Source organism: Devosia alba, from assembly GCF_039938915.1.
Lineage (GTDB): Bacteria > Pseudomonadota > Alphaproteobacteria > Rhizobiales > Devosiaceae > Devosia > Devosia alba.
In genome coordinates this window covers 69,867-93,706 of the sequence record NZ_JBDUUI010000010.1, presented here as the reverse complement: position 1 = coordinate 93,706, position 23,840 = coordinate 69,867, and the positions used below count along the sequence as shown (strand labels likewise).

Annotated in this window: 28 protein-coding genes and 1 other RNA gene; 14 read left to right on the top strand and 15 right to left on the bottom strand. The window is 63.0% G+C overall.

What is annotated here, in order from left to right:
- Positions 1-5 precede the first annotated feature (5 nt).
- The 7 genes from ABFY71_RS14785 to ruvC all read right to left on the bottom strand — a co-directional run bounded on the left by ABFY71_RS14785 (position 6) and on the right by ruvC (position 5,059).
- Positions 6-1,094 (bottom strand): hypothetical protein, encoded by a 1,089-nt coding sequence (locus ABFY71_RS14785; RefSeq protein WP_347946762.1) that lies wholly within the window; start codon positions 1,092-1,094, stop codon positions 6-8.
- Positions 1,095-1,098: 4 nt separating this feature from the next.
- A complete protein-coding gene (gene tolR / locus ABFY71_RS14780; protein WP_305581349.1) occupies positions 1,099-1,548 on the bottom strand; it encodes a protein TolR in 450 nt (149 codons plus the stop codon).
- Between the two features lies 1 nt (position 1,549).
- Positions 1,550-2,251 (bottom strand): protein TolQ, encoded by a 702-nt coding sequence (gene tolQ, locus ABFY71_RS14775; RefSeq protein WP_305581359.1) that lies wholly within the window; start codon positions 2,249-2,251, stop codon positions 1,550-1,552.
- A gap of 258 nt (positions 2,252-2,509) precedes the next feature.
- Positions 2,510-2,908: a tol-pal system-associated acyl-CoA thioesterase gene (gene ybgC, locus ABFY71_RS14770; protein ID WP_347946761.1), complete on the bottom strand. Its 399-nt coding sequence runs from the start codon at positions 2,906-2,908 to the stop codon at positions 2,510-2,512.
- Positions 2,905-3,942, bottom strand: coding sequence for a Holliday junction branch migration DNA helicase RuvB (gene ruvB / locus ABFY71_RS14765; protein WP_347946760.1), 1,038 nt, complete (start codon positions 3,940-3,942; stop codon positions 2,905-2,907). The genes ybgC and ruvB overlap by 4 nt, the downstream gene beginning before the upstream one ends.
- Positions 3,939-4,556 (bottom strand): Holliday junction branch migration protein RuvA, encoded by a 618-nt coding sequence (gene ruvA / locus ABFY71_RS14760; RefSeq protein WP_305581343.1) that lies wholly within the window; start codon positions 4,554-4,556, stop codon positions 3,939-3,941. Before ruvA ends, ruvB begins: the two co-directional genes overlap by 4 nt.
- Entirely contained in the window at positions 4,553-5,059 is a 507-nt protein-coding gene (ruvC, locus tag ABFY71_RS14755; RefSeq protein WP_347946759.1) for a crossover junction endodeoxyribonuclease RuvC, read from the bottom strand. Before ruvC ends, ruvA begins: the two co-directional genes overlap by 4 nt.
- 218 nt (positions 5,060-5,277) lie before the next feature.
- Between ruvC and ABFY71_RS14750 the strand changes: the two genes are divergently transcribed.
- Both ABFY71_RS14750 and ABFY71_RS14745 read left to right on the top strand, forming a co-directional pair.
- Complete coding sequence (locus tag ABFY71_RS14750; protein WP_347946758.1) at positions 5,278-5,973, top strand: GGDEF domain-containing protein; 696 nt, start codon at positions 5,278-5,280, stop codon at positions 5,971-5,973.
- A gap of 92 nt (positions 5,974-6,065) precedes the next feature.
- Positions 6,066-6,848: a GGDEF domain-containing protein gene (locus ABFY71_RS14745; RefSeq protein ID WP_347946757.1), complete on the top strand. Its 783-nt coding sequence runs from the start codon at positions 6,066-6,068 to the stop codon at positions 6,846-6,848.
- A 55-nt stretch (positions 6,849-6,903) separates the two neighbouring features.
- Here the strand turns inward: ABFY71_RS14745 and ABFY71_RS14740 are convergent, their stop codons facing one another.
- Positions 6,904-7,650, bottom strand: a complete 747-nt coding sequence (locus ABFY71_RS14740; RefSeq protein ID WP_305581335.1) for a YebC/PmpR family DNA-binding transcriptional regulator — start codon at positions 7,648-7,650, stop codon at positions 6,904-6,906.
- Positions 7,651-7,728: 78 nt separating this feature from the next.
- Positions 7,729-8,184 carry a winged helix-turn-helix transcriptional regulator gene (locus ABFY71_RS14735; protein ID WP_431021543.1) on the bottom strand — a complete coding sequence of 152 codons (456 nt, stop codon included), beginning with the start codon at positions 8,182-8,184 and terminating at the stop codon, positions 7,729-7,731.
- Between ABFY71_RS14735 and ABFY71_RS14730 the strand changes: the two genes are divergently transcribed.
- Positions 8,084-8,512 (top strand): nuclear transport factor 2 family protein, encoded by a 429-nt coding sequence (locus tag ABFY71_RS14730; protein WP_347946755.1) that lies wholly within the window; start codon positions 8,084-8,086, stop codon positions 8,510-8,512. The genes ABFY71_RS14735 and ABFY71_RS14730 overlap by 101 nt on opposite strands.
- Here ABFY71_RS14730 and ABFY71_RS14725 read toward each other — a convergent pair.
- From ABFY71_RS14725 to ABFY71_RS14705, 5 genes are all read right to left on the bottom strand, one after another.
- On the bottom strand, positions 8,509-9,327 hold the full coding sequence (locus tag ABFY71_RS14725) for a TIGR00282 family metallophosphoesterase (RefSeq protein ID WP_347946754.1): 819 nt from the start codon (positions 9,325-9,327) through the stop codon (positions 8,509-8,511). The genes ABFY71_RS14730 and ABFY71_RS14725 overlap by 4 nt on opposite strands.
- Positions 9,324-9,911, bottom strand: coding sequence for a 5-formyltetrahydrofolate cyclo-ligase (locus ABFY71_RS14720; protein ID WP_347946753.1), 588 nt, complete (start codon positions 9,909-9,911; stop codon positions 9,324-9,326). Before ABFY71_RS14720 ends, ABFY71_RS14725 begins: the two co-directional genes overlap by 4 nt.
- Before the next feature lie 26 nt (positions 9,912-9,937).
- A non-coding RNA gene (gene ssrS, locus ABFY71_RS14715) (6S RNA) lies at positions 9,938-10,095 on the bottom strand.
- A 214-nt stretch (positions 10,096-10,309) separates the two neighbouring features.
- Positions 10,310-10,687, bottom strand: coding sequence for a cell division protein ZapA (locus ABFY71_RS14710; protein WP_347946752.1), 378 nt, complete (start codon positions 10,685-10,687; stop codon positions 10,310-10,312).
- A 4-nt stretch (positions 10,688-10,691) separates the two neighbouring features.
- Positions 10,692-10,979: a DUF4164 family protein gene (locus ABFY71_RS14705; protein ID WP_305581327.1), complete on the bottom strand. Its 288-nt coding sequence runs from the start codon at positions 10,977-10,979 to the stop codon at positions 10,692-10,694.
- A 202-nt stretch (positions 10,980-11,181) separates the two neighbouring features.
- Between ABFY71_RS14705 and tkt the strand changes: the two genes are divergently transcribed.
- The 4 genes from tkt (at position 11,182) to ABFY71_RS14685 (ending at position 16,177) form a co-directional block, all read left to right on the top strand.
- Positions 11,182-13,155 (top strand): transketolase, encoded by a 1,974-nt coding sequence (gene tkt / locus ABFY71_RS14700; protein ID WP_347946751.1) that lies wholly within the window; start codon positions 11,182-11,184, stop codon positions 13,153-13,155.
- A gap of 48 nt (positions 13,156-13,203) precedes the next feature.
- Entirely contained in the window at positions 13,204-14,211 is a 1,008-nt protein-coding gene (gene gap / locus ABFY71_RS14695) for a type I glyceraldehyde-3-phosphate dehydrogenase (protein WP_347946750.1), read from the top strand.
- Positions 14,212-14,335: 124 nt separating this feature from the next.
- Entirely contained in the window at positions 14,336-14,875 is a 540-nt protein-coding gene (locus tag ABFY71_RS14690; protein WP_347946749.1) for a putative glycolipid-binding domain-containing protein, read from the top strand.
- 99 nt (positions 14,876-14,974) lie between these two features.
- Positions 14,975-16,177 carry a phosphoglycerate kinase gene (locus tag ABFY71_RS14685; RefSeq protein ID WP_347946748.1) on the top strand — a complete coding sequence of 401 codons (1,203 nt, stop codon included), beginning with the start codon at positions 14,975-14,977 and terminating at the stop codon, positions 16,175-16,177.
- 68 nt (positions 16,178-16,245) lie between these two features.
- Here the strand turns inward: ABFY71_RS14685 and ABFY71_RS14680 are convergent, their stop codons facing one another.
- On the bottom strand, positions 16,246-17,076 hold the full coding sequence (locus ABFY71_RS14680) for an aldo/keto reductase (protein ID WP_347946747.1): 831 nt from the start codon (positions 17,074-17,076) through the stop codon (positions 16,246-16,248).
- Positions 17,077-17,301: 225 nt separating this feature from the next.
- Here ABFY71_RS14680 and ABFY71_RS14675 point away from each other — a divergent pair, with 225 nt between their 5' ends.
- The 7 genes from ABFY71_RS14675 to ABFY71_RS14645 all read left to right on the top strand — a co-directional run bounded on the left by ABFY71_RS14675 (position 17,302) and on the right by ABFY71_RS14645 (position 23,837).
- Positions 17,302-18,330 (top strand): class I fructose-bisphosphate aldolase, encoded by a 1,029-nt coding sequence (locus tag ABFY71_RS14675; protein ID WP_347946746.1) that lies wholly within the window; start codon positions 17,302-17,304, stop codon positions 18,328-18,330.
- Between the two features lie 163 nt (positions 18,331-18,493).
- Positions 18,494-19,090 (top strand): thiamine phosphate synthase, encoded by a 597-nt coding sequence (locus ABFY71_RS14670; protein ID WP_347946745.1) that lies wholly within the window; start codon positions 18,494-18,496, stop codon positions 19,088-19,090.
- Positions 19,087-20,199, top strand: a complete 1,113-nt coding sequence (locus tag ABFY71_RS14665; RefSeq protein ID WP_347946744.1) for a tetratricopeptide repeat protein — start codon at positions 19,087-19,089, stop codon at positions 20,197-20,199. Before ABFY71_RS14670 ends, ABFY71_RS14665 begins: the two co-directional genes overlap by 4 nt.
- Positions 20,200-20,317: 118 nt before the next feature.
- On the top strand, positions 20,318-20,884 hold the full coding sequence (efp, locus tag ABFY71_RS14660; RefSeq protein ID WP_305581055.1) for an elongation factor P: 567 nt from the start codon (positions 20,318-20,320) through the stop codon (positions 20,882-20,884).
- Between the two features lie 2 nt (positions 20,885-20,886).
- A complete protein-coding gene (locus ABFY71_RS14655; protein WP_347946743.1) occupies positions 20,887-21,681 on the top strand; it encodes an inositol monophosphatase family protein in 795 nt (264 codons plus the stop codon).
- 139 nt (positions 21,682-21,820) lie between these two features.
- Positions 21,821-22,807, top strand: coding sequence for a flagellar motor protein MotA (locus ABFY71_RS14650; RefSeq protein WP_305581059.1), 987 nt, complete (start codon positions 21,821-21,823; stop codon positions 22,805-22,807).
- A 4-nt stretch (positions 22,808-22,811) separates the two neighbouring features.
- Positions 22,812-23,837 (top strand): peptidoglycan -binding protein, encoded by a 1,026-nt coding sequence (locus ABFY71_RS14645; RefSeq protein WP_347946742.1) that lies wholly within the window; start codon positions 22,812-22,814, stop codon positions 23,835-23,837.
- Positions 23,838-23,840 lie beyond the last annotated feature (3 nt).

Sequence of the window (23,840 nt, the reverse complement as noted above, 5' to 3'; positions counted from 1 at the left end):
CAAACTCACGGCCGCAGTTCCATTTCGATCTGCCGCCAGCTGTCATAGCTGTCACTCGACAGCATATCGTAAGGCCCGCACGCCGTAATGGCGCGTTGCGCGGCCCGGGCGACCGCACCACCGGCCGGCGACGGGTCCGCCGAAATAATCTGCGTTGCCGCCACGCTGCGATCCGGATTGAGCGTCACCAGTACCACCACATCGAGACCACTGTTGATATCGCTCGGCAACAGGTTCCAGCAGGTCTTGACCCGTGCCACCAGGCCATCAATGGCCGACTGGCTCAACCGCGCCGAAGTGCCCGTCGTATCGCCCAGCGTGGGCGCCCCACCCTGTCCGGTAGTCGCGCCGGTGGTCTTATCGGTGTTGATAATGGCAGAAATGTCATCGGCCAGCGAGGCATCGAGTTGTGGCGCGGCCTGCTGCTGGGCGGCCTGCTGCGCCGCAGCGGCGCGCTGGCGCTCTGCCTCTTCCTTTTTCTTCCGTTCGGCTTCGGCGGCGGCAAACTGCTGGCGCTTCTGCTCCAGATTGGCTGGCCGCGCGGCTGGGGTCGGCGCAGCGACGGCCGGTGCTTCCGGCTCCGGCGTCGGCACCGGGGTCGGCTCGGGCGTTGGCTCCGGCGTGGCTTCAACCACCGGCTCAGGGGTCGGTGCCGGTTCGGGGCGCACGGCTGGAACCGGACTCGGCGTCGGGGCCGGCTCGGGTTCTGGAGTGGGTTCGGGTGCCGGGGCCGGCTCTGGCTCGGGCGTCGGGGCCGGTTCAGGCTGGGTTTCCGGCAGCGGCGCCGCATTGGTCACCGGGGCCGGTGTCGGGATATCGGCCGGCGAGGGCACCGCCTGATCCTGCTCGGTATTGCCGGTAGGCTGGGCAATTTCGGCCGGCTGGTCATCTTCGACAATCGAGGGCGTCTGCGTATCGACAATCGTGCTGTCGAGCTGGCCGGCACGGATATTGGAGTATTCTTCCACCGGCACCAGATCGACCGAGATCGACTCCACCACCGGCGTCAGCGGTCGCGTCCACCCCAGATTGATCAGGCCGATGGTCAGCACGGCGATATGGGCAATGATCGATGCGGTGACGCCAATGCGCACTGGACTAGCCCGGTTCCCGCTCGGTGATCAGACCGATCTTGCTGAAGCCGGCGGCCGACAGAATACCCATCACCCGCATGACCGAACCATAATCGGCCGTGGTATCGCCGCGCAGAAAGATGCGGTCCTCGGCGCCATTGGCCCCCATGCTGGTCAGCGTGCTGGTCAGGTCGGCTTCGGCCACGATATCGTCGTCGACATAGATCACCCCTTCGGGCGTCACCGCCACGGTAATGGGCTGGGTCTGGCTCGGCATTTCATTGGCGGCAGTCTGGGGCAGATCGACTGGCACCCCGACCGTCATCATCGGCGCCGCCACCATGAAGATGATCAGCAGCACAAGCATCACGTCCACCATGGGTGTGATGTTGATTTCGCTCATCACGGCCTTTTTGCGCCCGCGACGGCCGCGCCCGCCACCGCCACCGCGCCCTGTTGCTGCGCCCATCCCCATATCAGTGGCTCCGCGCTTCGAGCTGGCGGCTGAGAATGGTGGAGAACTCGTCGGCAAAGCCTTCCAGGCGCCCCACCATCTTTGAGGCGTCCGAGCTGAGCTTGTTATAGGCGATAACCGCCGGGATGGCCGCGACCAGGCCAATGGCGGTAGCAAACAGCGCCTCGGCAATCGGCCCGGCAACGACCGCCAGATTGGTGCTGGAGGACGCGGCAATTGCGGTAAAGGCATTCATGATGCCCCACACCGTGCCGAACAACCCGATGAACGGACCGGCCGAGCCGATCGTCGCCAGAAAGCCCAGCCGCTTTTCGAGGATGTCGCTTTCGCGCGAAATCGCCACATCAAGCACCTTGTCTAGCCGCTGCTGCATGCCCAGAAAGCTGGCGGCATTCTGCTCGTGGCTGCGCTTCCATTCCTTCATCGCGGCAACAAACACCGCGCCCATGCCGCCCGAAGGCTTCTCGGACTGCATCTGATACAGCTCTTCAAGCGACTGCCCCGACCAGAAGGTCCGCTCGAAGCGGTTCATCTCGGCATTGGTGCGGCGATAGATGATGGTTTTGTCGATGATGATCGCCCAGCACCAGATCGAGGCGCCCAGCAATCCCAGCATGACGGACTTGACGATCCAGTCTGCGGCCCAGAACAAACCCCATATGGAAAAATCAGTGTGCGGCACAACGGCCCCCACAGCGTCCATGGCTTCCATGTAGTGATCCTTTTTGGCCCGGTTCACGCACCGACCCTTAGCCATCAGGCGATGGGGTCGAAATCTGTCAAAATTAAGAGAAATGCCCGGAGACCGGACCTTTGCGGACAAGAAGCCGGACACATGTTCGCTTTGCCGCAATTATGGTCAAGGAATGGTTAACAAAGCGAGTCCGCCCGCACGACCCAACAAGTTGTGATTGGCAGCACCTGAGCGGCTCAAACTGATCCGATTGCCGGTGGCACCGGATCACATTTCGGATACAGCCAGATCCCGAATGGCCACCGGCATCCGCGCCGGTCCGCCCGCCGTCTTGATCGCCACCACCAAGACGCTGGCCCGCGTCAGCACGGTGTCACCGCGCGAAATGGCCTGTTGCAGCGTCAGCCGCGCTCCGGTGGCCGAGGCCACTTCGGTGGTCACGGTCAGCAGATCATCAATATGGGCTGCGCCATCAAACTTGATCTCCATCGAGCGCACCGCAAAGGCTAGGCCCTGCGCCGCCAGTTCGGCATGGTGAATACCCGCATCGCGCAGAAACTCGGTGCGCCCCCGCTCGAAGAATTTCAGATATGCTGCATGATAGACATTGCCAGAAAAGTCGGTGTCTTCGTAGTAGATGCGGATGGGGAAGTGATGGACACTCACGCCTCGGGCTCCTCAAACAGGCCGGCCTGCAGGCCGACAAAGCCCTGCGGCACGGTTTTGCCCAGATGCTGGAACGCCGCGCCGGTCAGCATGCGGCCGCGCGGGGTGCGCTGGATAAAGCCCTGCTGCAGCAGATAGGGCTCGACAATTTCCTCGATGGCGTCGCGCGGCTCGCTGAGCGCCGCCGCAATGGTTTCGATGCCCACCGGACCCCCGTCATAGAAATCGGCAATGGTGCTGAGATAGCGCCGGTCCAGTTGATCGAGCCCGCGCGCATCGACATCGAGCCGCAGCAGCGCCTTGTCGGCAATCGATCGGGTGATCTCGCCCGAGCCGTCCACCAGGGCAAAATCGGTCACCCGGCGCAGCAGCCGGCCGGCAATGCGCGGCGTACCGCGCGAGCGGCGGGCGATTTCCATCGCGCCGTCTTGCGCCATCGGCATGCCGAGCAGCCGCGCACCACGTTGCACGATCAGCACCAGTTCCTCAGGCGTGTAGAAATTGAGCCGCACCGGAATGCCAAAGCGGTCGCGCAAGGGTGTGGTCAGCAACCCGGCCCGTGTCGTGGCGCCCACCAGGGTGAAGCGTGCCAGATCGATCCGCACCGAACGGGCCGCCGGGCCTTCGCCAATGATCAGGTCGAGCTGAAAATCCTCCATCGCCGGATAGAGGATTTCCTCGATCGCCGGACTGAGCCGGTGGATCTCATCGATGAACAGCACATCGCGATCTTCCAGATTGGTCAGCAGCGCCGCCAGATCACCGGCCTTGGCGATCACCGGCCCCGACGTGGCGCGAAAGCCGACGCCGAGTTCGCGCGAGATGATCTGCGCCAGCGTGGTCTTGCCCAGGCCCGGCGGGCCGACAAACAGCACGTGATCGAGCGCCGCGCCGCGCTGCCTGGCCGCCTCGATGAATACCTCGAGATTGGCCCGCGCGGCCGCCTGGCCCACGAATTCAGCAAAGCCGGAGGGGCGCAGCGAGACGTCGAGATTGTCATCGCGGCCCGCCGCCGGGGAGGTCAGATCAGTCAACTACTCAGCTCCCGCAATCCCAGCCGGATCAGTTTTTCGGTGGCCATGCCATCGCCGTCGCGCGCCACGATCCGTGCCAGCGCGGCAGAGGCCTGGGCGCTCGAATAGCCCAGATTGGTCAGCGCCGATACCGCGTCGGTGATGGCTCCGGGCGCCACGCCGTCGCCCAGTGCCGTTTGCAGCCCCAGGGCACCCGCGTCAATGCCGATGCCGGTGGGCACCTTGCCCTTGAGTTCGGTCACCAGGCGCAGCGCCAGTTTCGGTCCCACGCCACTGGCGCGACCGACCATCGCCTTGTCCTGCAGCGCAATGGCGCTGGACAGCTCGGAGGGCGACAGCACGGACAGGATCGACAGCGCAACCCGGGCGCCCACGCCCTGCACGGTCGAGAGCAGGTTGAACCAGGCTTTTTCGGTCTCGCTGGCAAAGCCGTAGAGCCGGATCATGTCCTCGCGCACGATGGTTTCGATGAACACCACACCGGCCTCGCCAACGCGCGGCAGTGCCTGCAGCGTGCGGCCTGAGCAGAAAACCTCGTAGCACACCCCACCACAGTCGATCAGCACCCGATCATCGTCATAACTGTCAATCAGCCCTTTGAGCTTGCCGATCATGCACTGGCCCTCAACCGTTGCAGGGCCACCCGGTGATGGGCGTGACAGATGGCGATCGCCAGCGCATCGGCCGCATCGGCCCCCTTGAAATCGGCAGTCGGCAGCAGGGTTCTGACCATCAGCTCCACCTGCCCCTTGCCGGCATGCCCCGTGCCCACCACGGACTTCTTGACCAGATTGGCGGCATATTCGGCCACCGGCAGCCCGCGCGCCGCCGGCGTCAGCAGCGCCACACCGCGCGCCTGCCCCAGAATCAGCGCCGAGCGCACCCCGGCATTGACGAAGGTTTCTTCCACCGCCGCCTCCTCGGGCGCGAAGCGGTCAAGCACCACACCCAGCCCGGCAAACAGCGCAGCCAGCCGGTCAGCCAGCGAGCCATCGACGGGTGGCGTCACCGTGCCGGCCCCAATAAAGGTCAGGCGATTGCCGCGGGTTTCGATCACCCCCCAGCCACATCTGCGCAGGCCCGGATCAATGCCGATGATTCGTGTGGATAAGCTCATGCGGTATCCTTAATCACAGGCGCCAATCCTACCAAGTTCTATGTGAACAAACTGGCAACAAGGCCAGTGGAAAACCGCCACTTCGCTAAAATTATTTCTGACGGCGCAACACATTCTTTATCGCCCCGCCCTAGTTTCCGCCGCAGGGATGCAGGGAACACCAAATGACCGGATCAAACACCGCGCTGCCACGACGATCATGGCGGCGGATAAGACGTGTGGCGAGCGGGATACTCGCCATTTCGGTGGTGTTTTCCGTCGTCCTGACCATTGTCATCATGGAAACTTTTTCCGCTGGCCCCGGTCTTACCGGCCTGCTCGTTGCCATCTTCATGCCGGTCTTGGTGGGCGGCCCCATGATCTTCCTGCTGACGATGCAACATGAACAATTGCGCCATGTTAACCGGCAGCTTGAGCAACTGGCCAGCACGGATTGGCTAACCGGCTGCCGCACACGTGGCGCCTTTACCAACGAGGTCGCGCACTGGCTCGACCACCGCGCCAGAAATGGCGGTGCCCTGCTGGTGGTCGACGCCGACAATTTCAAACGCGTCAATGATCGGTTCGGTCACGACCACGGCGACCTGGCCCTGCGCCAGATCGCCGACGCCATCCATACCGCCACGACTGCATCCGAGGCCGTCGTCGGGCGCCTGGGCGGTGAAGAATTCGGCATTTTCCTGCCCGGCGCCGACTCCATCGTCGCCGACCGCATCGCCCAACGCGTCCGGAGTGCGGTTACTGCCATCACCTTCGTCCCCGGGGGCACAACATGGCCGCTCTCGGTCTCGATCGGCGGCGCCACCTATGCCGCACGAACCGACTATGCCGTGCTCTATCGCCACGCCGACCAACGCCTTTATCAAGCCAAAAGCGCAGGCCGCGATTGCGTTGCCATGGCGCATGCGGCCTGACTTCGACCCGTTAGCAACCAGACCAAGGTGCCCACTATTTCCCATTTGTCCTGGCGCACGCCGCCAGCGCGACCTCAGCCGGAGCCCGTCCAATGTTGCCTTCCAAGACTTTGACTGCCCTGCAGAGCTGGTCCAGCGTTGGCCGCTGGACGCTGTTGGGAACCATAGTGTGCGTCGCTGTTTCGGTCGCCTTCAACGTACTACTCTTCGCCGATCTCGGCGGCTCTGCGCTGCAGCGCTCGGTTGTCAGTGCCACGCTGTTGCCGGCCATTCTGGGCGTGCCGATGTTTCTGTTTGTGGGCTTGCGGCTGCGCGGACTGCAGCGCAGCAATGCCCGGCTGGGTGTAGTCGCGCGCACCGACAGCCTGACCTCCTGCCTCAATCGAGGTGCCTTCACCGCCAAGGCCAACCTGCTGCTGGCTCAGCGCCGCGCGGGAGAAACCGGCGCGCTGTTGATGATCGACGCTGACAATTTCAAGGCCATCAACGACCTGTACGGCCATGATTTCGGCGACGAGGCCCTGGCCATTATCGCGCGCTCGATCCGCTCAGTATTGCGCACGGGCGACCTGGTAGGTCGCATGGGCGGAGAGGAGTTTGCGGTTTATCTGCCCGACCTGGACTATCACCAGACCGAGGCCATCGCCGAACGCATCCGCCGGGCGGTCTATCTGGCAAATTTCACCCCCCACAATCACCGACACACGCTCTCCGTCAGCATTGGCGGCGCGGTGTTTGAGGGGCGGGCACGCTTTGCCGAACTGTTCCGCATCGCCGATCAGCGCCTGTATCAGGCCAAGAAATCCGGGCGCAACCGCGCCGCCGTCGTCAGTGTCACCGAAGCGCCATCACCCGCCCTGCGGCACACGGCATAAAAAAGGGCGGCGCCAGCAGCACCGCCCTCCCATTGTCGCCCGCTCGGATATGCCACTAGGCGTCGAGCTTGGCCATATCTTCGTCGCTCATTTCGAAGTTCGAATAGACGTTCTGCACGTCATCGTCTTCTTCGAGCATGGCGATCAGCCGCATCAGCGTCGCGCCCTTCTCGGCATCGATTGGCGTCTCGGTCTGCGGCTTCCACACGGCCTTGACCGATTCCGCCTCGCCCAGCGCCTGCTCCAGCGCTGCCGCAACTTCCACCATCGCCTCGAAGGTGGTGGTGACGTAGTGACCGTCTTCACTGCTCTCGACGTCGTCGGCACCGGCCTCGATGGCGGCTTCCATGATGACATCTTCAGTGGCGGCGCTCGCCGGGTAGACGATCTCGCCAACCTTGTCGAACATGAAGCCGACCGAATTGGTTTCGCCCATCGCGCCGCCGCACTTGGAAAAATACGAGCGCACATTGGACGCCGTCCGGTTGCGATTGTCGGTCAGCGTCTCGACAATGATGGCAACCCCGCCGGGGCCATAGCCCTCATAGCGGATCTCTTCGAAATTCTCGCCATCCGAGCCGATGGCCTTCTTGATGGCGCGGTCGATATTGTCCTTGGGCATGGACTGCGCGCGGGCATTGACCACGGCCAGACGCAGCCGCGAATTGAACGCCGGATCGGGCATGCCCATCTTGGCCGCCACGGTAATTTCGCGGGCCAGCTTGGAAAAGACCTTGGAGCGCACCGCGTCGGATTTGCCTTTGCGGTGCATGATGTTCTTGGCGTGTGAATGGCCGGCCATTCGATCCCTCGCGGATGCTTCTGACGAATTTTGCCCGCTTATAGGGGGATGATCGGCAAAAATAAAGAGCGCCGCCGCTCAAGAGACCTCGACTGTTTCAGCGCTTCCCGATTTCTCAGCCGGCCGGGTTTCTGCCCAGCCGAGCAGCGCGTCGAGCGCCGGACACAGCGCCTGTCCCCAAGCGGTCAGGCTGTATTCCACTTTCGGTGGCACCTGATGATGCACGATGCGGCGCACGATGCCGTCGGCCTCCATCTGCCGCAATTGCTGGATCAGCATTTTCTGCGATATCGCCGGGATCGAGCGCTCCAGCTCGGAAAAGCGCTGCACCTGGCCGCCGAACAGGCGAAACAGGATCAGCAGCTTCCAGCGCCCCTCGAGAAATTGCAGCGCCTGCTCCACCCGGTCGGCCGCCGAGCCGGGAACGGGATGAATGGACTTACTCAAAAGTGGGTACCTTACTTTTTCGTCGGTTCTTGTCGATAGCGCCAGTGTAGCCCTATCTCTGGCCACCGCCAACACAAGGACCACCATGATGAGCCCGACGCTTCCTACGCCGCTTGCCGACTATTTCGCTGCCGCCAACCGCCACGATATCGCCGCCATGCTGGCCCCGTTTGCGCCGGAGGCCCGCGTCAAGGACGAGGGCCAGACGCATATCGGCACCGCCGCCATTCGCGTCTGGCTCGAGCATACGACGGCCAAATACGCGGTCACTGTCGAGATCGTCGATATGACCGCTGATGCAGAGACCACTGTTGTGGTCGGCAGGGTCTCAGGCAATTTCCCCGGCAGCCCGGCCAACCTGACCTACCGCTTCACCCTGGATGGCGACCGCATCGCCAGCTTGGCGATCGGCTAGGCAAAGACCGGCATGGCCTGGGCAAGGCTGCCACCGATGCGCAGCGGCAAGGCCTGGCGCGCCAACCCGCTGCGCGGATCGGTCTCGATGGCAATGCCGCAAAGCGTAGCCTCGCCCTCGGAGGGCGAAAACCGGCCATTGGGAATGCCGGTGAGGAAACGGTTGAGCGGCTCCTCGGTATCCGTGCCGATAATCGAGTCGAAATCGCCGCACATGCCCGCATCGGCCATCAGCGCCGTACCGCCGCGCAGCACGCGGTGATCGGCGGTGGGAATATGGGTATGAGTACCGACGACCAGACTGACCTTGCCATCGAGAAAATGGCCCATGGCCTGGATTTCCGAGGTCGCCTCGGTGTGGAAGTCCACCACGATGGCGTCGGCCTGTTCACCCAGCGGACAGGCAGCAATGGCCGCTTCGACGGCGCGGAACGGATCATCGGCCGGGCCCATGAACACCCGGCCCAGGGCATTGACCACGAGCACGCTGTGACCGTTGCGGCCGGTTATCAGCATGGCCCCGCGGCCCGGCGTGCCGGGCGGCATGTTGATCGGCCGGACCAGCGTGTTTTCGCGCTCGATATAGGAAATGGTCTCGCGCTGGTCGAACGCATGGTCGCCCAGCGTAACCACGTCCGCCCCCGCATTGCGGATGGCGTTGAAATGCGGCGCGGTCAGCCCCTTGCCGTGGCTGGCGTTCTCGCCATTTACGATCACGAAGTCGAATTTGTAGCGTTCGATCAGTCCGGGCAGGCGCTCATTGACCGCATCACGGCCCGCCCGCCCCATCACATCGCCTAAGAATAATAGTCTCATGCCGTGGCGCCGAAATGGCGCAGACCGGCCTCGGTAATAATCGCATCAAGCGGCACGTCATGGCTATCGCGGGGAATGGCGTCCAGTTCCTGGGCAGCAAAGGCCAGGCCAATCAGTTTTGGGGTCTTGCTCATATGCGCCAGGGTCCGATCATAATAGCCGCCGCCATAGCCAAGACGCGTGCCTTGGCTGTCAAAGCCCAGTAGCGGCATGATGACGATATCAGGTTCGGCCTGAGGCGCCAGTTCAGCTGGTGCCAGTGTGCCAAAGCCCGCCTCATAAAGCGCAGCGCCGTTCTCCCACACCCGCATTTGCAGGGGCTGGTCGGGCCCGAGCACGACGGGCAGCACCACCGTCTGGTGGCGATCCATCAGCCCAACGAGAATGGGTTGGCAATCCAGTTCGTCGCGTATCCGCCAATAGGCGGCAACCACATCAGTGGGCTGCAGAACGATGTTGTCAAAGAAATGCTGCGCCACAATCGCGGCAGCTTCCGTGCGGCTGGACTGTGACAGCCCCGCGCGCGCCGCATGGGCCCGCAACCGCATGGCGGCCTTGGCGTCTTCGATAGTGTCGTCAACCATGCGCCGCGCTGTAACCTGCTCGAGAATTAGGTGCCGCCCTGGCCGTGGGATACGCGATCCCGGAACCTACTTTACGTAGGTGGGCGCCGTATGTCCGGACCCACGGGTCCGGTCAGGGACAGCTCCCTTAAGATCGATAAGGCCCCGAGGATATTTGGAATCCACACGCACCGGGCAGCCCCGCAGATATAGGCGCTTCATCCCCCTCTGCAAAGCCCCCTACCCTTTTGATTGTCAATTCATCCGGCCGTCATGTGGTCGCTCTAGCCAATGCCAGTCCTACTCGGGATTCCGTGCATTGCCGATGGTCTATGGGTTGTCGACACAGAAGGGGCTGCGCACGCCACCACCAAGCTGTTCTTCAGCGTTTCGGTGGGCCGAGAGGTGCGGTCCCTTGTTCAGCCTTGCGGGACCGGCGCCGTATCGTCCAGAACGCCGGCGGCACTTTCCAGGGCTCTTGCAGCATCGGTCAGTTTTTCCGCAAAGCTGATTTCCAGCGCCTCGATCTCGGCGGCCACTTCCTGGCCGGCCCGGGTCAGCACCAGCACTTCGGCTTCCAGCGCCTCGATCCTGCGCTCGGCTTCGGCCAGTTCATCGACGACCGCAATGCCAGCCATCACCGTCAGCCGGTTGTCGCCAATTTCCCCAACTGCTCCCTTGAGCTGTTCGACATGGGCGTCGAACCGCTCCGCCAGGCCGATCAAATGGCGCTGCTGGCCCTCTTCGCAGGCCATGCGGTATTTGCGGCCATTGATCTCGACATTGACTTCGGGCATGCCGCTACTCCGCCTTGGCCAGCACTGAGCGCACCGTTTCCATCGCCTCGACCAGCCGGCGCGACACATCGTGCGCGCTATCGTCGAGCCGCTTGGCGCGGGCGGCGGACTTGTCCAGTTCGGTGGCCAGCCGCGCCCGCTCATGCACCAGCCGCTGGGTGTCGACTTCCATGCGGTTATGCTGGCGCATCCTTGTGCCCAGATTTTGCACCGACTGGCTCAGTTGCGCCAACGCGCGATCAAAGCGCGCAGTGGCGGTGGTCAAACCATCTTCAAGTTCCGTGTCACTCATTACTGCTACGGTCCTCAATGCGCGGCCATTCCGGCCGCCCCAGCCTGCCTCAGCGCAGGCCGCAATGCAACCGTTTGGCGCTATCGGCGCTTGCCTTGTCATTGACAGACAATCCGAACCTGTTATGCCTCGAACCCGCCTCTGGGAGGAGGCTTTCGGTACGACTCTCCCCAGATTTCAGACCCAAAGAAAGCGCACCTTGATGACCAATACAGCTCAGCAGAACGATTTGGCCAATGCGATCCGTTCCTTGTCGATGGACGCGGTGGAAAAGGCCAATTCCGGCCATCCCGGCCTGCCAATGGGCTGTGCCGACATCGCTACCGTGCTGTTCACCAAGGTAATGAAGTTCGATCCCGCTGACAGCAAATGGGCTGACCGCGACCGCTTCGTGCTATCGGCCGGCCACGGCTCGATGCTGCTTTATTCAAGCCTCTATCTGCTCGGCTACCAGGACATGACCATTGAGCAGATCAAGAATTTCCGCCAGCTCGGCTCCAAAACCGCTGGCCACCCTGAATATGGCTATGCCGAAGGCATTGAGACCACCACCGGCCCGCTCGGGCAGGGCATCGGCAATGCCGTCGGCATGGCGGTGGCCGAAGCCAAGCTGGCTGCCGAATTCGGCGCCGAGCTGGTTGATCACCACACCTGGTGCCTGGCCGGCGACGGCTGCCTGATGGAAGGCATCTCCCAGGAAGCCATTGCCCTGGCCGGTCACCTCAAGCTGCACAAGCTGACCGTGATCTGGGACGATAACAACATCACCATTGATGGCGCGGTCTCCAACGCCGACAGCACCGACCAGATCGCCCGCTTCAAGGCATCGGGCTGGAACACCATCGCGATCGACGGCCACGATCAGGCTGCCATCGAACAGGCGCTGCTGGCTGCCAAGAAGGCCGACAAGCCCACGCTGATCGCCGCCAAGACCACCATCGGTTTCGGCTCGCCCAAGAAGGCCGGCACCAACAAGGTACATGGCTCGCCGCTGGGCGCCGAGGAACTGGCTGGCGCCAAGGCGGCGCTCGGCATCACCTATCCCGCCTTTGAAATCCCCGCCGCCACGCTGGACATCTGGCGCGCTGCTGGCCGTCGTGCGCAGAATGTACGCGGTGAATGGCTGTCGCGGCTGGGTGCTTCGGCGCAAAAATCCGAATTCGAGCGCCGCATGGCGGGCGAACTGCCCGCCGGTTTTGCCAATGCGATGAACGATTACATAAAGCAGCTGACCACCGACAAGCCCAAGGTCGCCAGCCGCAAGGCCAGCCAGATGGCGCTTGACGTGATCAACGCCATTGTGCCCGAAACCCAGGGCGGCTCGGCCGACCTGACCGGCTCGAACCTGACCAATACCAAGGAAACCCTGCCCTTCCAGGCGGACAATTATTCCGGCCGCTACATGATGTACGGCATTCGCGAGCATGCCATGGCCGCAGCCATGAACGGCATCGCCCTGCATGGCGGCCTGATCCCCTATGGTGGCACCTTCATGTGCTTCACCGATTACGCCCGTCCGGCCATCCGCCTCTCGGCGCTGATGCATCAGCGCGTCATCTATGTGATGACCCATGATTCGATCGGTCTGGGTGAAGACGGCCCGACCCACCAGCCGGTGGAACATATGTCCGCCCTGCGCGCCATTCCCAACTTGCTGGTGTTCCGCCCGGCCGACGCGGTGGAAACCGCCGAATGCTGGCAACTGGCCATGGAAAGCGACAGCGCACCGTCCATTCTTGCCCTGTCGCGCCAGAACCTGCCGACCGTGCGCACCCAATATACCGCCGAGAACAAATCGGCCAAGGGCGCCTACACCCTTGCCGGTGAGCTCGACGCCCAGGCGGTGATCTTTGCCACCGGGTCGGAAGTGACAATCGCGCTCGACGGGATGAAGCTCCTGGCCGACAAGGGCATCAGGGCCCGCGTCGTCTCGGTGCCATCCATGGAACTGTTTGCCAAGCAGTCGGACGCCTATCGCGCCGAGATCATTGGCAAGGCCAAGGCCCGCGTAGCCATTGAAGCAGGCACGGAGATGAGCTGGAACAAGCTGCTTGGCGACAAGGGTCGCTTCATCGGCATGCATGGCTTTGGCGCCTCCGGCCCGATCGACGAGCTATATGAGCACTTTGGCATTACGGCTAAAGCCGTTGTTGAAGCGGTCACAGCACAGTTGTAAGAGAGCCCAGCCTCCCTTCTCTGAACCCCTCCAAAGGAGCGTCTTCCCATGGCAGTCCGCGTCGCCATCAATGGTTTTGGTCGTATTGGCCGCAACATCCTGCGTGCCATCATCGAATCGGGTCGCACCGATATCGAAGTGGTCGCCATCAACGACCTCGGCCCGGTCGAAACCAATGCCCATCTGTTCCGCTTCGACAGCGTGCACGGCCGCTTCAACGGCACCGTCACCGTCGATGGCGATACCATTGATGTGGGCCGCGGGCCGATCAAGGTAACCGCTGTGCGCGATCCGGCCGAGCTGCCGCATGCCGCCATGAAGGTGGACATCGCACTCGAATGCACCGGCATCTTTGCCTCCAAGGAAAAAGCCAGCGCCCACCTCAAGGCCGGCGCCAAGAAGGTACTGATTTCGGCTCCTGGCGAGGGCGCCGACCTCACCGTCGTCTACGGCATCAATCATGAGCAGCTGAGCAAGGACCACGTAGTGGTCTCGAACGCCTCTTGCACCACCAACTGCCTGGCGCCGGTCGCCTATGTGCTGCACAAGGAATTCGGCATCGAACGCGGCATGATGACCACCATTCATTCCTATACCGGTGATCAGCCCACGCTCGACACCATGCACAAGGATCTCTATCGCGGCCGCGCTGCGGCCTTGAGTCAGATCCCGACCTCGACCGGTGCCGCCAAGGCCATTGGCCTCGTTTTGCCCGACCTCAAGGGCAAGCTGGACGGCGTCTCGATCCGCGTGCCGACGCCAAACGTCTCCTGCGTCGACTTCAAGTTCATCACCACGCGCGACATGACTGCCGATGCGATCAATGCCGCCATCAAGCAATATGCCGAAGGCGCGCTCAAGGGCATTCTGGGCTACACCATCCAGCCCAACGTCTCGATCGACTTCAACCACGACAGCCATTCGGCGACCCTGGCCTTTGATCAGACCAAGGTCATGGGCGGCAATTTTGCCTCCATCCTGGCCTGGTACGACAATGAATGGGGCTTTTCCAACCGCATGGCCGACACTGCCGTGGCGATGGGCAAGTTGCTCTAGGCTCTTGCCGGACTGCACGACAAAAAGGGCGTCCCACTGGGGCGCCCTTTTTATTGCTGTACCCGATTGCCACTCGACCCAAGCTTGGCAATGATGACCACGATTTCACCGCACCGGGTCACCCATGAGCCTTGATCGCTCTTTCCGCTGGCGCGCCCTCGACCCCGAGGGGCTTGAGCACTGCCATGTCACCACCACCAGCAAAGATACCCGGGTGCGCGGCGCCATCATCACGCTCCAGCACGGCCTGTTCTACCGCCTCAAGCTGGACGAGACGGGGCATGTCCGCACCGTTCGGCTGGAACGCGCTGACGGCAAGGTGCTTGAACTGTTCAGCGACGGCGCTGGCAATTGGAGCGATGATCGCGCCGAACCCTTGCCCGAATTGCGTGGCTGCATCGATGTCGATATCTCGGCGACGCCGCTGACCAACTCGCTGCCCCTGTGGCGCTGCGACTGGATCATCGATCAGCCGCAGCGCTTTACCATGGCCTGGATCGACGCCGACGCCATGAGCGTACAGCGCCACGAGCAGGTCTATACCAGGCTCGACGACACACGCTTTCGCTTCCAGTCGGTTGGTGACGGCTTTGAGCGGATCATCACCGTCGATGCCGACGGCCTGGTGCTCGACTATCCCGGCCTGTTCGTCCGCACCGACTGATCGGCAAGGGCGGGCGCCATCTTTTTTACACGGCTTGCCTTCCCCCTCTCGCAGCGCTCTGCTACGCCACGGCGGATAGATATTCCGGAGGCCTGAGCCATGAGCGCGACGTTCAAAACCCTTGATGAGCTTGATCTCACCAACAAGCGCGTGCTGCTGCGGGCCGACCTCAACGTCCCCATGGCCGATGGCCAAGTGAGCGACGCCACCCGCATTGAACGGCTGGTGCCGACCATCCGCGAGATCGTCAAGCACGACGGCAAGGCCATCCTGCTCAGCCATTTCGGCCGCCCCAAGGGCAAGGTCGATCCCGAATTCTCGCTCGAACAGGTCTGCGGCGCGGTTGCCGACGCCACCGGTCACCCCGTGGGCTTTGTCGCCACCGACTGGACCGATGTCAGCGCCGCGCAAAAGGCCATCGACGAGGCGCCGGCCGGCTCTGTGCTGATCATGGAAAATACCCGTTTCCATCCCGGCGAAGAGGCCAATGACTCCGAACTGGCCCAGCGCATGGCCAGCCTGGGCGACGTCTATGTCAACGACGCCTTCTCGGCGGCCCACCGGGCCCATGCCTCGACCTCGGCGCTCGCTCATCTCCTGCCTGCTGCCGCGGGACTGGCCATGCAGGCCGAGCTCGAGGCGCTGGAAGCCGGTTTGGGCAAACCGAAAAAGCCGGTGGTTGCCATTGTCGGTGGCGCCAAGGTCTCCTCCAAGATCGATCTGCTGGAAAACCTGGTCACCAAGGTTGATGGCCTGGTCATCGGCGGGGGCATGGCCAACACTTTCCTGCATGCCCAGGGCTATGGCGTCGGCAAGTCGCTCTGCGAAAAGGATCTGGCCGAAACGGCCCTGCGCATCATGGACAAGGCCATCGACAGTGGTTGCGCCATCATCCTGCCCATCGATGCGGTCATGGCCTGGCACTTCAAGGCCGATACGCCCACCCGGCTCTATGGCGTCGATGCCATGGACAATGACGCCATGATGCTCGACATCGGCCCCTCCTCGATCGAGCGCATTCTTGGCGCCATCGACGACGCCAATACCGTGGTGTGGAACGGCCCAATGGGCGCCTTTGAAATGAACCCCTTCGATGCGGGCACGGTGGCCATTGCCAAACATGTCGCCAAACGCACCCATGAGGGCAAGCTGGTCTCGGTGGCTGGTGGCGGCGATACCGTTGCCGCCCTCGCCCATGCCGGCGTCAAGGACGACTTCACCTATGTCTCAACCGCTGGCGGCGCCTTCCTTGAGTGGATGGAAGGCAAGCCTTTGCCGGGAGTGGATGCGCTCAAGAAGTAAGTCGATAATCAGATCGAACGCAAAGGCCGCCACCCCCTGGGTGACGGCCTTCTGTTTCGTTTGCTGACCTAGAAAGTCGCCGTCAGCGGATCCGAGCCGATGCGGCCATCGGCGCTGTCGAGCGCCGCGATCTGCGCCTTGTCTTGGTCGCTGAGGGCGAAATCAAACACCGCAAAATTCTCGACGATGCGGCTCGGCGTCACCGATTTGGGAATGACCACCAGGCCCAGTTCGATATGCCAGCGGATGATGACCTGGGCCACGCTCTTGCCGTGCCGGGCGGCTATGGCCGCCAGCCCGGGATGATCGAGCAGCTTGCCCTGGCCCAGCGGGCTCCAACTCTCGGTGATCACGCCCAGCTTGGCGTTCTTTTCCCGCATCGCGGCCTGCTGGAACAGCGGATGCAGCTGGATCTGGTTGATCGCCGGCGTCACGCCGGTCTCGGCGATCAACTGGTCGATGTAGTCGCCCTCGAAATTGGAGACGCCGATGGAGCGCGCCTTGCCCTCCTCGCGCAGCCGGATCATCGCCTTCCAGGTATCGACGAACTTGCCGCGAAACGCCGATGGCCAGTGGATCAGGTAGAGATCGACATAGTCGGTGCCCAGGCGCTTGAGGCTTTCGTCCATTGCCCGCAGCGTGGAATCAAAGCCCTGCGCCTCGTTCCACAATTTGGTGGTGAGAAAGATGTCGGCGCGCGCCACATCGGCCTGCGCCATGCCGGTGCCGACGCCGCTTTCATTCTCGTAGATCGCGGCGGTATCGATATGGCGGTAACCTGCCCCCAGCGCCGCGGCGACAGCGGTGGCCGCGGTTTCGTCGGTGGCTTTCCACACGCCCAAGCCGATCTGGGGAATGGCATGGCCGTCGTTAAAGGTCACGTGCGGTTGCGTGCTCATCATTGTCATCCATTGATTGGGAGGCGCCAGCGCGCCAAGAGATTCGAAAGAGGCGCCGGGGAAGCGCCTGACTGAGGAGGATTGTAAAGCACAACGGAGCCAAGCTCAAACCGTTCCGACATCTTCCATACAAGATGCGCCTTTGGTCTAATAACCCTAGGTCTAATCGCCGTGACGGTAACCAAAGTCTAATCTCTCGGCCAATCCCATTGCCGAGGTCTGATCATGACGAAGTCGCTCAATGCCATCGCCCAGAAACTGATGGAGCCCGGCAAGGGCATCCTGGCCGCCGACGAATCCGAAGGCACGATCGGCAAGCGGTTTGACAAGATCAATCTGCCCAATACGCTCGATCTGCGCCGCGATTATCGCGAAATGCTGTTCCGCTCCACCAAGGCCATGACCAATTATATCTCCGGCGTCATTCTCACCGAAGAAACGCTGGGCCAATCTGCTGCCGACGGCACCGCGTTCCGCGCCATTCTCGCCGATGCCGATGTGATTCCGGGTATCAAGGTCGACCGGGGCACCTTCCCCATGCCGGGCGACCACAACGAAAAGATCACCGAGGGTCTCGATGGCCTGCGCCAGCGCCTGGTGCGCTACGCCGACCACGGCGCCGGCTTTGCCAAATGGCGCGCGGTGATCACCATCAATGACGTGGCTCCCACCCGCAACAATATCCGTGCCAATGCCCACGCCCTGGCCCGCTACGCCATCCTCTGCCAGGAAGCCGGCATCGTTCCCGTGGTCGAGCCCGAAGTGGTCGGCGACGGCGACCCGGGCAACCACTCGCTGGAGCGCTGCGCCGCAGTGACCGGCGAAGTGCTTGAGGCCACCTTCAAGGAACTGCGCCTGGCCGGCGTCGATCTCAGCGGCATGCTGCTCAAGCCCAATATGGTCCTGCCCGGCATCAATTCGCGCGATCGTCCCAGCGTCGAGGAAGTCGCCCGCCGCACCGTCCAGGTGCTGCGCGAGCATGTGCCCGCTGCCGTGCCCGGCATAGCCTTCCTGTCCGGCGGCCAGACCGACGAAGAAGCCACCGCGCACCTCAATGCCATGAGCCAGATAGCCGGCAAGCCCTGGCCGCTGACCTTCTCCTATGGCCGCGCGCTGCAGAATGTCGCGCTGCGCACCTGGGCCGGTCGTCGGGAAAACTTTCCCGCCGCCCAGGCCGCCTTCACCCACCGCGCCCATATGAATTCGCTGGCCGCGCTGGGCAAATGGACCGGCGAACTCGATAAGGCCGCCTAAAGCTCTACCTGACGTCCCAACGTCACACTGCTGCGCGCCCCTCCAACCGGGGGGCGCGCATTTTCTTTTGCGCCGCGTTTGCCCATCCCCTATGGAGGGGCCTCCTCTTTGTTGCCAAAATGGCCGATCATGAAGAGGTCGATAGCGTCGAGTATTGAGAACCATGTCCCCGCAGCTGTATTTGATTACCCCGGACGTCGCCGATCCAGCCAGCTTTGCCCAGACGCTGCTGGCCGTGCTGAACAGCGCCGCCTTCTCGGCCCTGCTGGTGCGCCGTGGCAAGCTCGACGATGCGGCCTATGCCAAGCTGGCTGCGCCATTGGTGAGTGTCGGCCAGAGTGCTGGCTGCGCCGTGCTGATCGAGGATGATGCGGTTCTGGCCAAGCGGCTCGGCGCAGATGGCGTCCACGTCACGGGCGGACCAGCGGCGGTCAAAGCCGTGCTCGCCGCCGTCAAGCCGGCCATGATCGTTGGTACCGGGCCTGCGCCAACCCGCCATGACGCCATGACGGCTGGCGAACTCGACGTGGATTATCTGTTCTTCGGCCCACTCGAGGGCAGCAGTGACGCCGCTGCCGCTGACCTTGCCGAATGGTGGGCCGCAACCTTTGAAATTCCCGCCGTGCTCAGCGACCCCGGCGCCACCCCAGCCGTCGACCCCCGCGGCGCCGAATTTCTGGCGCTGTCGAGCTCGATCTGGTCGGCCCCCGATCCTGCCGCCGCCGCCAGCGCCCTCAGCGCCGCGTTGACGGCGCCATGAGCAAACCGCGTTTCCGCCATCTGGCGCTGTTGACCCTGCTTCTGCCCCTCCCCGCCGTGGCGCAGGACGCCGCAGTGGTCGCAGCGCCCCAGGAAAATCCTGGCGAACGCATCAGCGATCAGGTCTTTGGCCCCCGCGTCCCCACCGATCTGGCTTTTGGCGCTTTCCAGCGCGGCTATTTCCTGACTGCGCTGGAATTCGCCCTCCCTCGCGCAGAACAGGGTGATGCCGCCGCGCAGACCCTGATTGCCGAAATTTACGCCAAGGGGTTGGGCGTCGCGCAGAACGACCAGCGCGCGGCCAGCTGGTATCAGCTGGCCTCCAACAATGGCAACATGCTGGCCACTTTCGAGCTGGCGCTGCTGTATCAGGAGGGCGTCGGCGTGCCGAAGAACCGCGCCCGCGCCGCCGACCTGTTCAGCAAGGCTGCCGAGGCCGGCTATATCCCGGCCAAATACAATATGGCGCTGCTCCATATCGAAGGCGTCTATGCCTCGCCCAGCCTCGCCACCGCCGCCACCCTGATGAAGGAGGCCGCAGACGCCGAACTGCCCGAGGCGCAATATGACTACGGCACCATGCTGATCGAAGGCGCCGGGCTGCCGCCCGACCCCGAGGCGGGCGCGCGCTATATCGAACGCGCCGCCATCCAGAATTTGCCCGCCGCTCAGGTCGATTATGCCACCCTGCTCTATATGGGAAAGGGGGTCGACAAGGATGTCGAGGCTGCCGCGAGCTGGTACGCCCGTGCCGCCGAGGCCGGCAACGCCGTGGCACAGAACCGGTATGCCAAGCTGCTCGCGGTTGGCGAAGGCGTGCCGCTCGATCTTGAGGGCGCAGCGATGTGGCGCGCCTTGTCGCGGCGCCAGGGTCTGAACGATCCCTCGCTGGACCGGCTGTTGATCTCCATTCCGCCGCAGGACCTGGCCAGGGCTGAGGAGCGCGCCCGGCTCTGGCCGTCGCCCGTGCCGTCCGATGCGCCCACCATCGAGACGATCCTCGAAATCCCCACCACAACAGCTCCGGACAGCGAAAATCCGGCACCGGCAAGCGAGGCCGATCCCGAGGCGCCCGACGCGCCCCCATCGAGTGAACCGCAAAACCCTTGAACCCACCGGCGTTCTGGGGCAATAAGCGCCACGCCCATCAGCCCAATCAACTTCGGCCAGCCGCATCCGGCGCGCGTGGCCCCCTCCAACCGTCGCGCACCCGAAAGCACCCACCCGCATGGCCAAGATCAATGGCAATGAAATTCGCCCCGGCTTTGTCATCAACCACCAGGACCGCCTCTGGGTCGCCGTCAAGGTCGATCACGTCAAGCCCGGCAAGGGCGGCGCCTATGCCCAGGTCGAACTCAAGGCGATCCTGACCGGCACCAAGCTCAATGAGCGCTTCCGCTCGGCTGAAACCGTTGAGCAGGTCGAACTCGAATTCCGCGACTTCACCTATCTCTACGAGCAGGGCGACAGTCTGGTATTCATGGATCAGCAGAACTATGAGCAGGTCGAACTGGCCAAGGCTTTCGTCGGCGAGCGCGCCGCCTTCCTCTCGGATGGCATGAAGATCACCCTCGAAATGCATGAAGACACCCCGCTGGGTGTCCGCTTCCCGCCCAATGTGGTACTCGAAGTGATTGAGGCCGATCCGGTCACCAAGGGACAGACTGCCTCCAACCAGTTCAAGCCGGCCAAGGTCGGCAATGGCCTCAAGGTCATGGTTCCACCCTTTATCGCCGTTGGCGAACGCATCGTCGTCGACACCACCGAAACCACCTATTTGCGTCGGGCGGACTGACAATGGCACGTTCTGCAATTCTCAATGTCATGGTAAGCGCGGCCACCAAGGCCGGTCGATCGCTGACCAAGGACTTCAACGAAGTCGAAAACCTGCAGGTTTCCCGCAAGGGCCCTGCCGACTTCGTTTCCAAGGCCGATCTGCGCGCCGAGCAGATCATTTTCACCGAGCTGCAAAAGGCCCGTCCCACCTATGCCTTCCTGATGGAAGAGGGTGGCGAAGTGGCCGGCACCGATGGCCAGCACCGCTGGATCATTGATCCGCTCGATGGCACCACCAATTTCCTGCACTCAATCCCGCTCTTTGCCGTGGCCATTGCGCTCGAACGCGCCAATGAGATCGTCGCGGCGGTGATCTACAATCCCGTGCTCGATGAACTCTACACCGCCGAAAAGGGCGGCGGCACTTGGCTCAATGATCGCAAGCGCCTGCGCGTTGCCGGTCGCAAGTCGCTGGCCGACGCCGTGGTTTGCACCGGCATCAAGACCCAGGGCACGGCCAATGACAGCCTGCAATTGCGTCAGCTGGCCCATATCAATCCGGCCGTGGCTGGCATTCGCCGCTCCGGCTCGATCGCCATGGACATGGCCTGGCTGGCCGCCGGCCGCTATGACGCGCTGTGGGAAGCTGGGCTGGCCCCGTGGGACGTCGCGCCCGGCATGCTGATGGTCAAGGAAGCCGGGGGCTTTGTCACCGACTATGCCGGTTCGCCCGGTTCGGTCTGGAATGGCCAGATCGTGGCGGGCAATGAAACCCTGCAGCCCGCGCTGCTCAAGGAACTCAAGCCAATCCAGTAGGATCGCTCCGACGCGGCGTCCTGCCCGGGCGCCGCGTTCACAGCTGCCCGCCCATTAACCTTTGTCATTGCCCCATAACGCAGGTCTGACTAGTCTTGCGCGCAGTGATTTGCGGTTCGGGGCGAGGCAGAGGGCATAGATGACGCAAGGCTACGATCCTTACCACCTCGGCAGTCCCACTGTTTATCTGATCAAGATCCTGATTTTTCTGGTGCTGGTGGTGCTGGTTGGCGCCATCCTGTTCAGCACCATCTCCACATTCTTCTGGGCCAACCCCTTCATCAACTCGATGATTTTCTTCGCCCTGGCAATCGGCATCTTTCTCAGCTTCCGCCAGGTCGTGCGGCTGTTCCCCGAAGTGAAATGGGTCAATTCACTGCAGGACGGCACCACTACCGATGTGCGCGCCCCGATCCTGTTGGCCCCCGTTGCTGGCATTCTGCGCGAGCGCATCGGCGAAGCCGTGATCACCCCGACCTCGATGCGCTCGATCCTGGACAGCGTCGGCAACCGGCTTGATGAGGCCAAGGATACCTCGCGTTATCTGACCGGACTTCTGGTGTTTCTCGGCTTGATGGGCACGTTTTACGGCCTGCTGCAGACCGTGACCTCGGTCGCCGGGGTCATCAACCAGCTCGACGTCACCGCCGGCGATTCCGCCGCCCTGTTTTCCAATCTCAAGGAAGGGCTGACCGCGCCGCTGGCCGGCATGGGCACCGCCTTCTCCTCCAGCCTGTTTGGCCTCGCCGGCTCGCTGGTGCTGGGCTTTCTCGACCTGCAAACCAGCCAGGCCCAGAACGCATTCTATACCGACCTCGAAGACTGGATGACCTCGATGACCGAGCTCGATCACCCGGTCAGTGCCATGCAGGCCAATGCCGGCGGGCCGGAAATGCAGGCCATGTTCGACAAGCTCGGCAGCTCGATGCAGAACCAGAACTCCAGCCAGAACGCCATTCGCGCCATGGCGGAACTGGCGCGCGGCATTGACGGCCTGGTCAAGCATATCCGCACCGAGCAGGACGATCTGCGCAAGCACATCGACGAGCAAGGTGAAACCAACCGCAAATTGCGCGAATTGATCGACGCCGTCCTGACCCAGTCCGACAACGAGCGGCGGAACTAGACCCATGCCGGGAGCCCGTTCCCGCCGGCGCATCGAGGCCAATTACTGGCCCGGTTTCGTCGACGCCCTATCCAGCCTGCTGCTGGTCATCATCTTCATGCTCAGCCTGTTCATGCTGACCCAGTTCTTCCTGGGCCAGGAACTGCAGGGCCGTGACACCGCGCTCGCCCGCCTTAACAGCCAGATCGCCGAACTGACCGATCTGCTGCAGCTCGAGCGCGCCAATGCCGATGATCTCAACAGCCAGATCGCCAATCTCACCGCCACCCTGGGCAGTGCCCAGGCCGACAATGCCAGCCTTGCCAGCCAGCTTGCTGGCATTGGCGAGGGTGCCGATGAAAAGGACGCCGCCATTGCCGGCCTGCAGGGCGACTTGATGGAAGCCCAGGAACTGTCCGACGAGGCCAATGCCCAGGTGGCGCTGCTCAACCAGCAATTGGCCGCTTTGCGCACCCAGATCGGCGCTTTGGAAACCGCGTTAGAGGCCTCCGAGGCCCGCGACACGCAGTCGCGCACCCAGATCGCCGACCTCGGCCGGCGCCTCAATGTCGCTCTGGCCCAACGCGTGCAGGATCTCACCCGCTATCGCTCCGATTTCTTTGGCCGCCTGCGGCAAATCCTGGAGGGCCGCGCCGATGTGCGCGTGGTAGGCGACCGCTTCGTCTTCCAGTCCGAAGTACTGTTCGGCCCTGGAGAGGCCGATGTGCAGCCCGAGGGCCTGCCCGACCTCGATGCCCTGGCCGATGCAATTCTGCAGCTCGAAACTGAAATTCCGACCGACATCAACTGGGTGCTGCGTATTGACGGCCATACTGACAGCCGCCCGATCAGCAATGCGCGCTTCCCATCCAATTGGGAGCTGTCAGCAGCCCGCGCCATTTCCGTGGCGCAATATCTGGTCAGCAAGGGCGTTTCACCCAACCGGCTGGTGGCCGCGGGCTTTGGTGAGTTTACCCCGCTTGATCCGGGCACGACTGACGAAGCCTATCGCCGCAACCGCCGTATCGAATTCAAGTTGACCGAGGGCTGACCC

Bases quoted from the DNA above. Each gene is read 5' to 3' on its own strand.
- tolR (WP_305581349.1), bottom strand. From the start codon at position 1,548: ATGGGGATGGGCGCAGCAACAGGGCGCGGTGGCGGTGGCGGGCGCGGC.
- tolQ (WP_305581359.1), bottom strand. From the start codon at position 2,251: ATGGACGCTGTGGGGGCCGTTGTGCCGCACACTGATTTTTCCATATGG.
- ruvA (WP_305581343.1), bottom strand. From the start codon at position 4,556: ATGATCGGCAAGCTCAAAGGGCTGATTGACAGTTATGACGATGATCGG.
- ruvC (WP_347946759.1), bottom strand. From the start codon at position 5,059: ATGAGCTTATCCACACGAATCATCGGCATTGATCCGGGCCTGCGCAGA.
- ABFY71_RS14745 (WP_347946757.1), top strand. From the start codon at position 6,066: ATGTTGCCTTCCAAGACTTTGACTGCCCTGCAGAGCTGGTCCAGCGTT.
- ABFY71_RS14740 (WP_305581335.1), bottom strand. From the start codon at position 7,650: ATGGCCGGCCATTCACACGCCAAGAACATCATGCACCGCAAAGGCAAA.
- ABFY71_RS14730 (WP_347946755.1), top strand. From the start codon at position 8,084: ATGGACTTACTCAAAAGTGGGTACCTTACTTTTTCGTCGGTTCTTGTC.
- ABFY71_RS14735 (WP_431021543.1), bottom strand. From the start codon at position 8,184: ATGGTGGTCCTTGTGTTGGCGGTGGCCAGAGATAGGGCTACACTGGCG.
- ABFY71_RS14725 (WP_347946754.1), bottom strand. From the start codon at position 9,327: ATGAGACTATTATTCTTAGGCGATGTGATGGGGCGGGCGGGCCGTGAT.
- ABFY71_RS14720 (WP_347946753.1), bottom strand. From the start codon at position 9,911: ATGGTTGACGACACTATCGAAGACGCCAAGGCCGCCATGCGGTTGCGG.
- ABFY71_RS14710 (WP_347946752.1), bottom strand. From the start codon at position 10,687: ATGCCCGAAGTCAATGTCGAGATCAATGGCCGCAAATACCGCATGGCC.
- ABFY71_RS14705 (WP_305581327.1), bottom strand. From the start codon at position 10,979: ATGAGTGACACGGAACTTGAAGATGGTTTGACCACCGCCACTGCGCGC.
- tkt (WP_347946751.1), top strand. From the start codon at position 11,182: ATGACCAATACAGCTCAGCAGAACGATTTGGCCAATGCGATCCGTTCC.
- gap (WP_347946750.1), top strand. From the start codon at position 13,204: ATGGCAGTCCGCGTCGCCATCAATGGTTTTGGTCGTATTGGCCGCAAC.
- ABFY71_RS14690 (WP_347946749.1), top strand. From the start codon at position 14,336: ATGAGCCTTGATCGCTCTTTCCGCTGGCGCGCCCTCGACCCCGAGGGG.
- ABFY71_RS14685 (WP_347946748.1), top strand. From the start codon at position 14,975: ATGAGCGCGACGTTCAAAACCCTTGATGAGCTTGATCTCACCAACAAG.
- ABFY71_RS14680 (WP_347946747.1), bottom strand. From the start codon at position 17,076: ATGAGCACGCAACCGCACGTGACCTTTAACGACGGCCATGCCATTCCC.
- ABFY71_RS14675 (WP_347946746.1), top strand. From the start codon at position 17,302: ATGACGAAGTCGCTCAATGCCATCGCCCAGAAACTGATGGAGCCCGGC.
- ABFY71_RS14670 (WP_347946745.1), top strand. From the start codon at position 18,494: ATGTCCCCGCAGCTGTATTTGATTACCCCGGACGTCGCCGATCCAGCC.
- ABFY71_RS14665 (WP_347946744.1), top strand. From the start codon at position 19,087: ATGAGCAAACCGCGTTTCCGCCATCTGGCGCTGTTGACCCTGCTTCTG.
- efp (WP_305581055.1), top strand. From the start codon at position 20,318: ATGGCCAAGATCAATGGCAATGAAATTCGCCCCGGCTTTGTCATCAAC.
- ABFY71_RS14655 (WP_347946743.1), top strand. From the start codon at position 20,887: ATGGCACGTTCTGCAATTCTCAATGTCATGGTAAGCGCGGCCACCAAG.
- ABFY71_RS14650 (WP_305581059.1), top strand. From the start codon at position 21,821: ATGACGCAAGGCTACGATCCTTACCACCTCGGCAGTCCCACTGTTTAT.
- ABFY71_RS14645 (WP_347946742.1), top strand. From the start codon at position 22,812: ATGCCGGGAGCCCGTTCCCGCCGGCGCATCGAGGCCAATTACTGGCCC.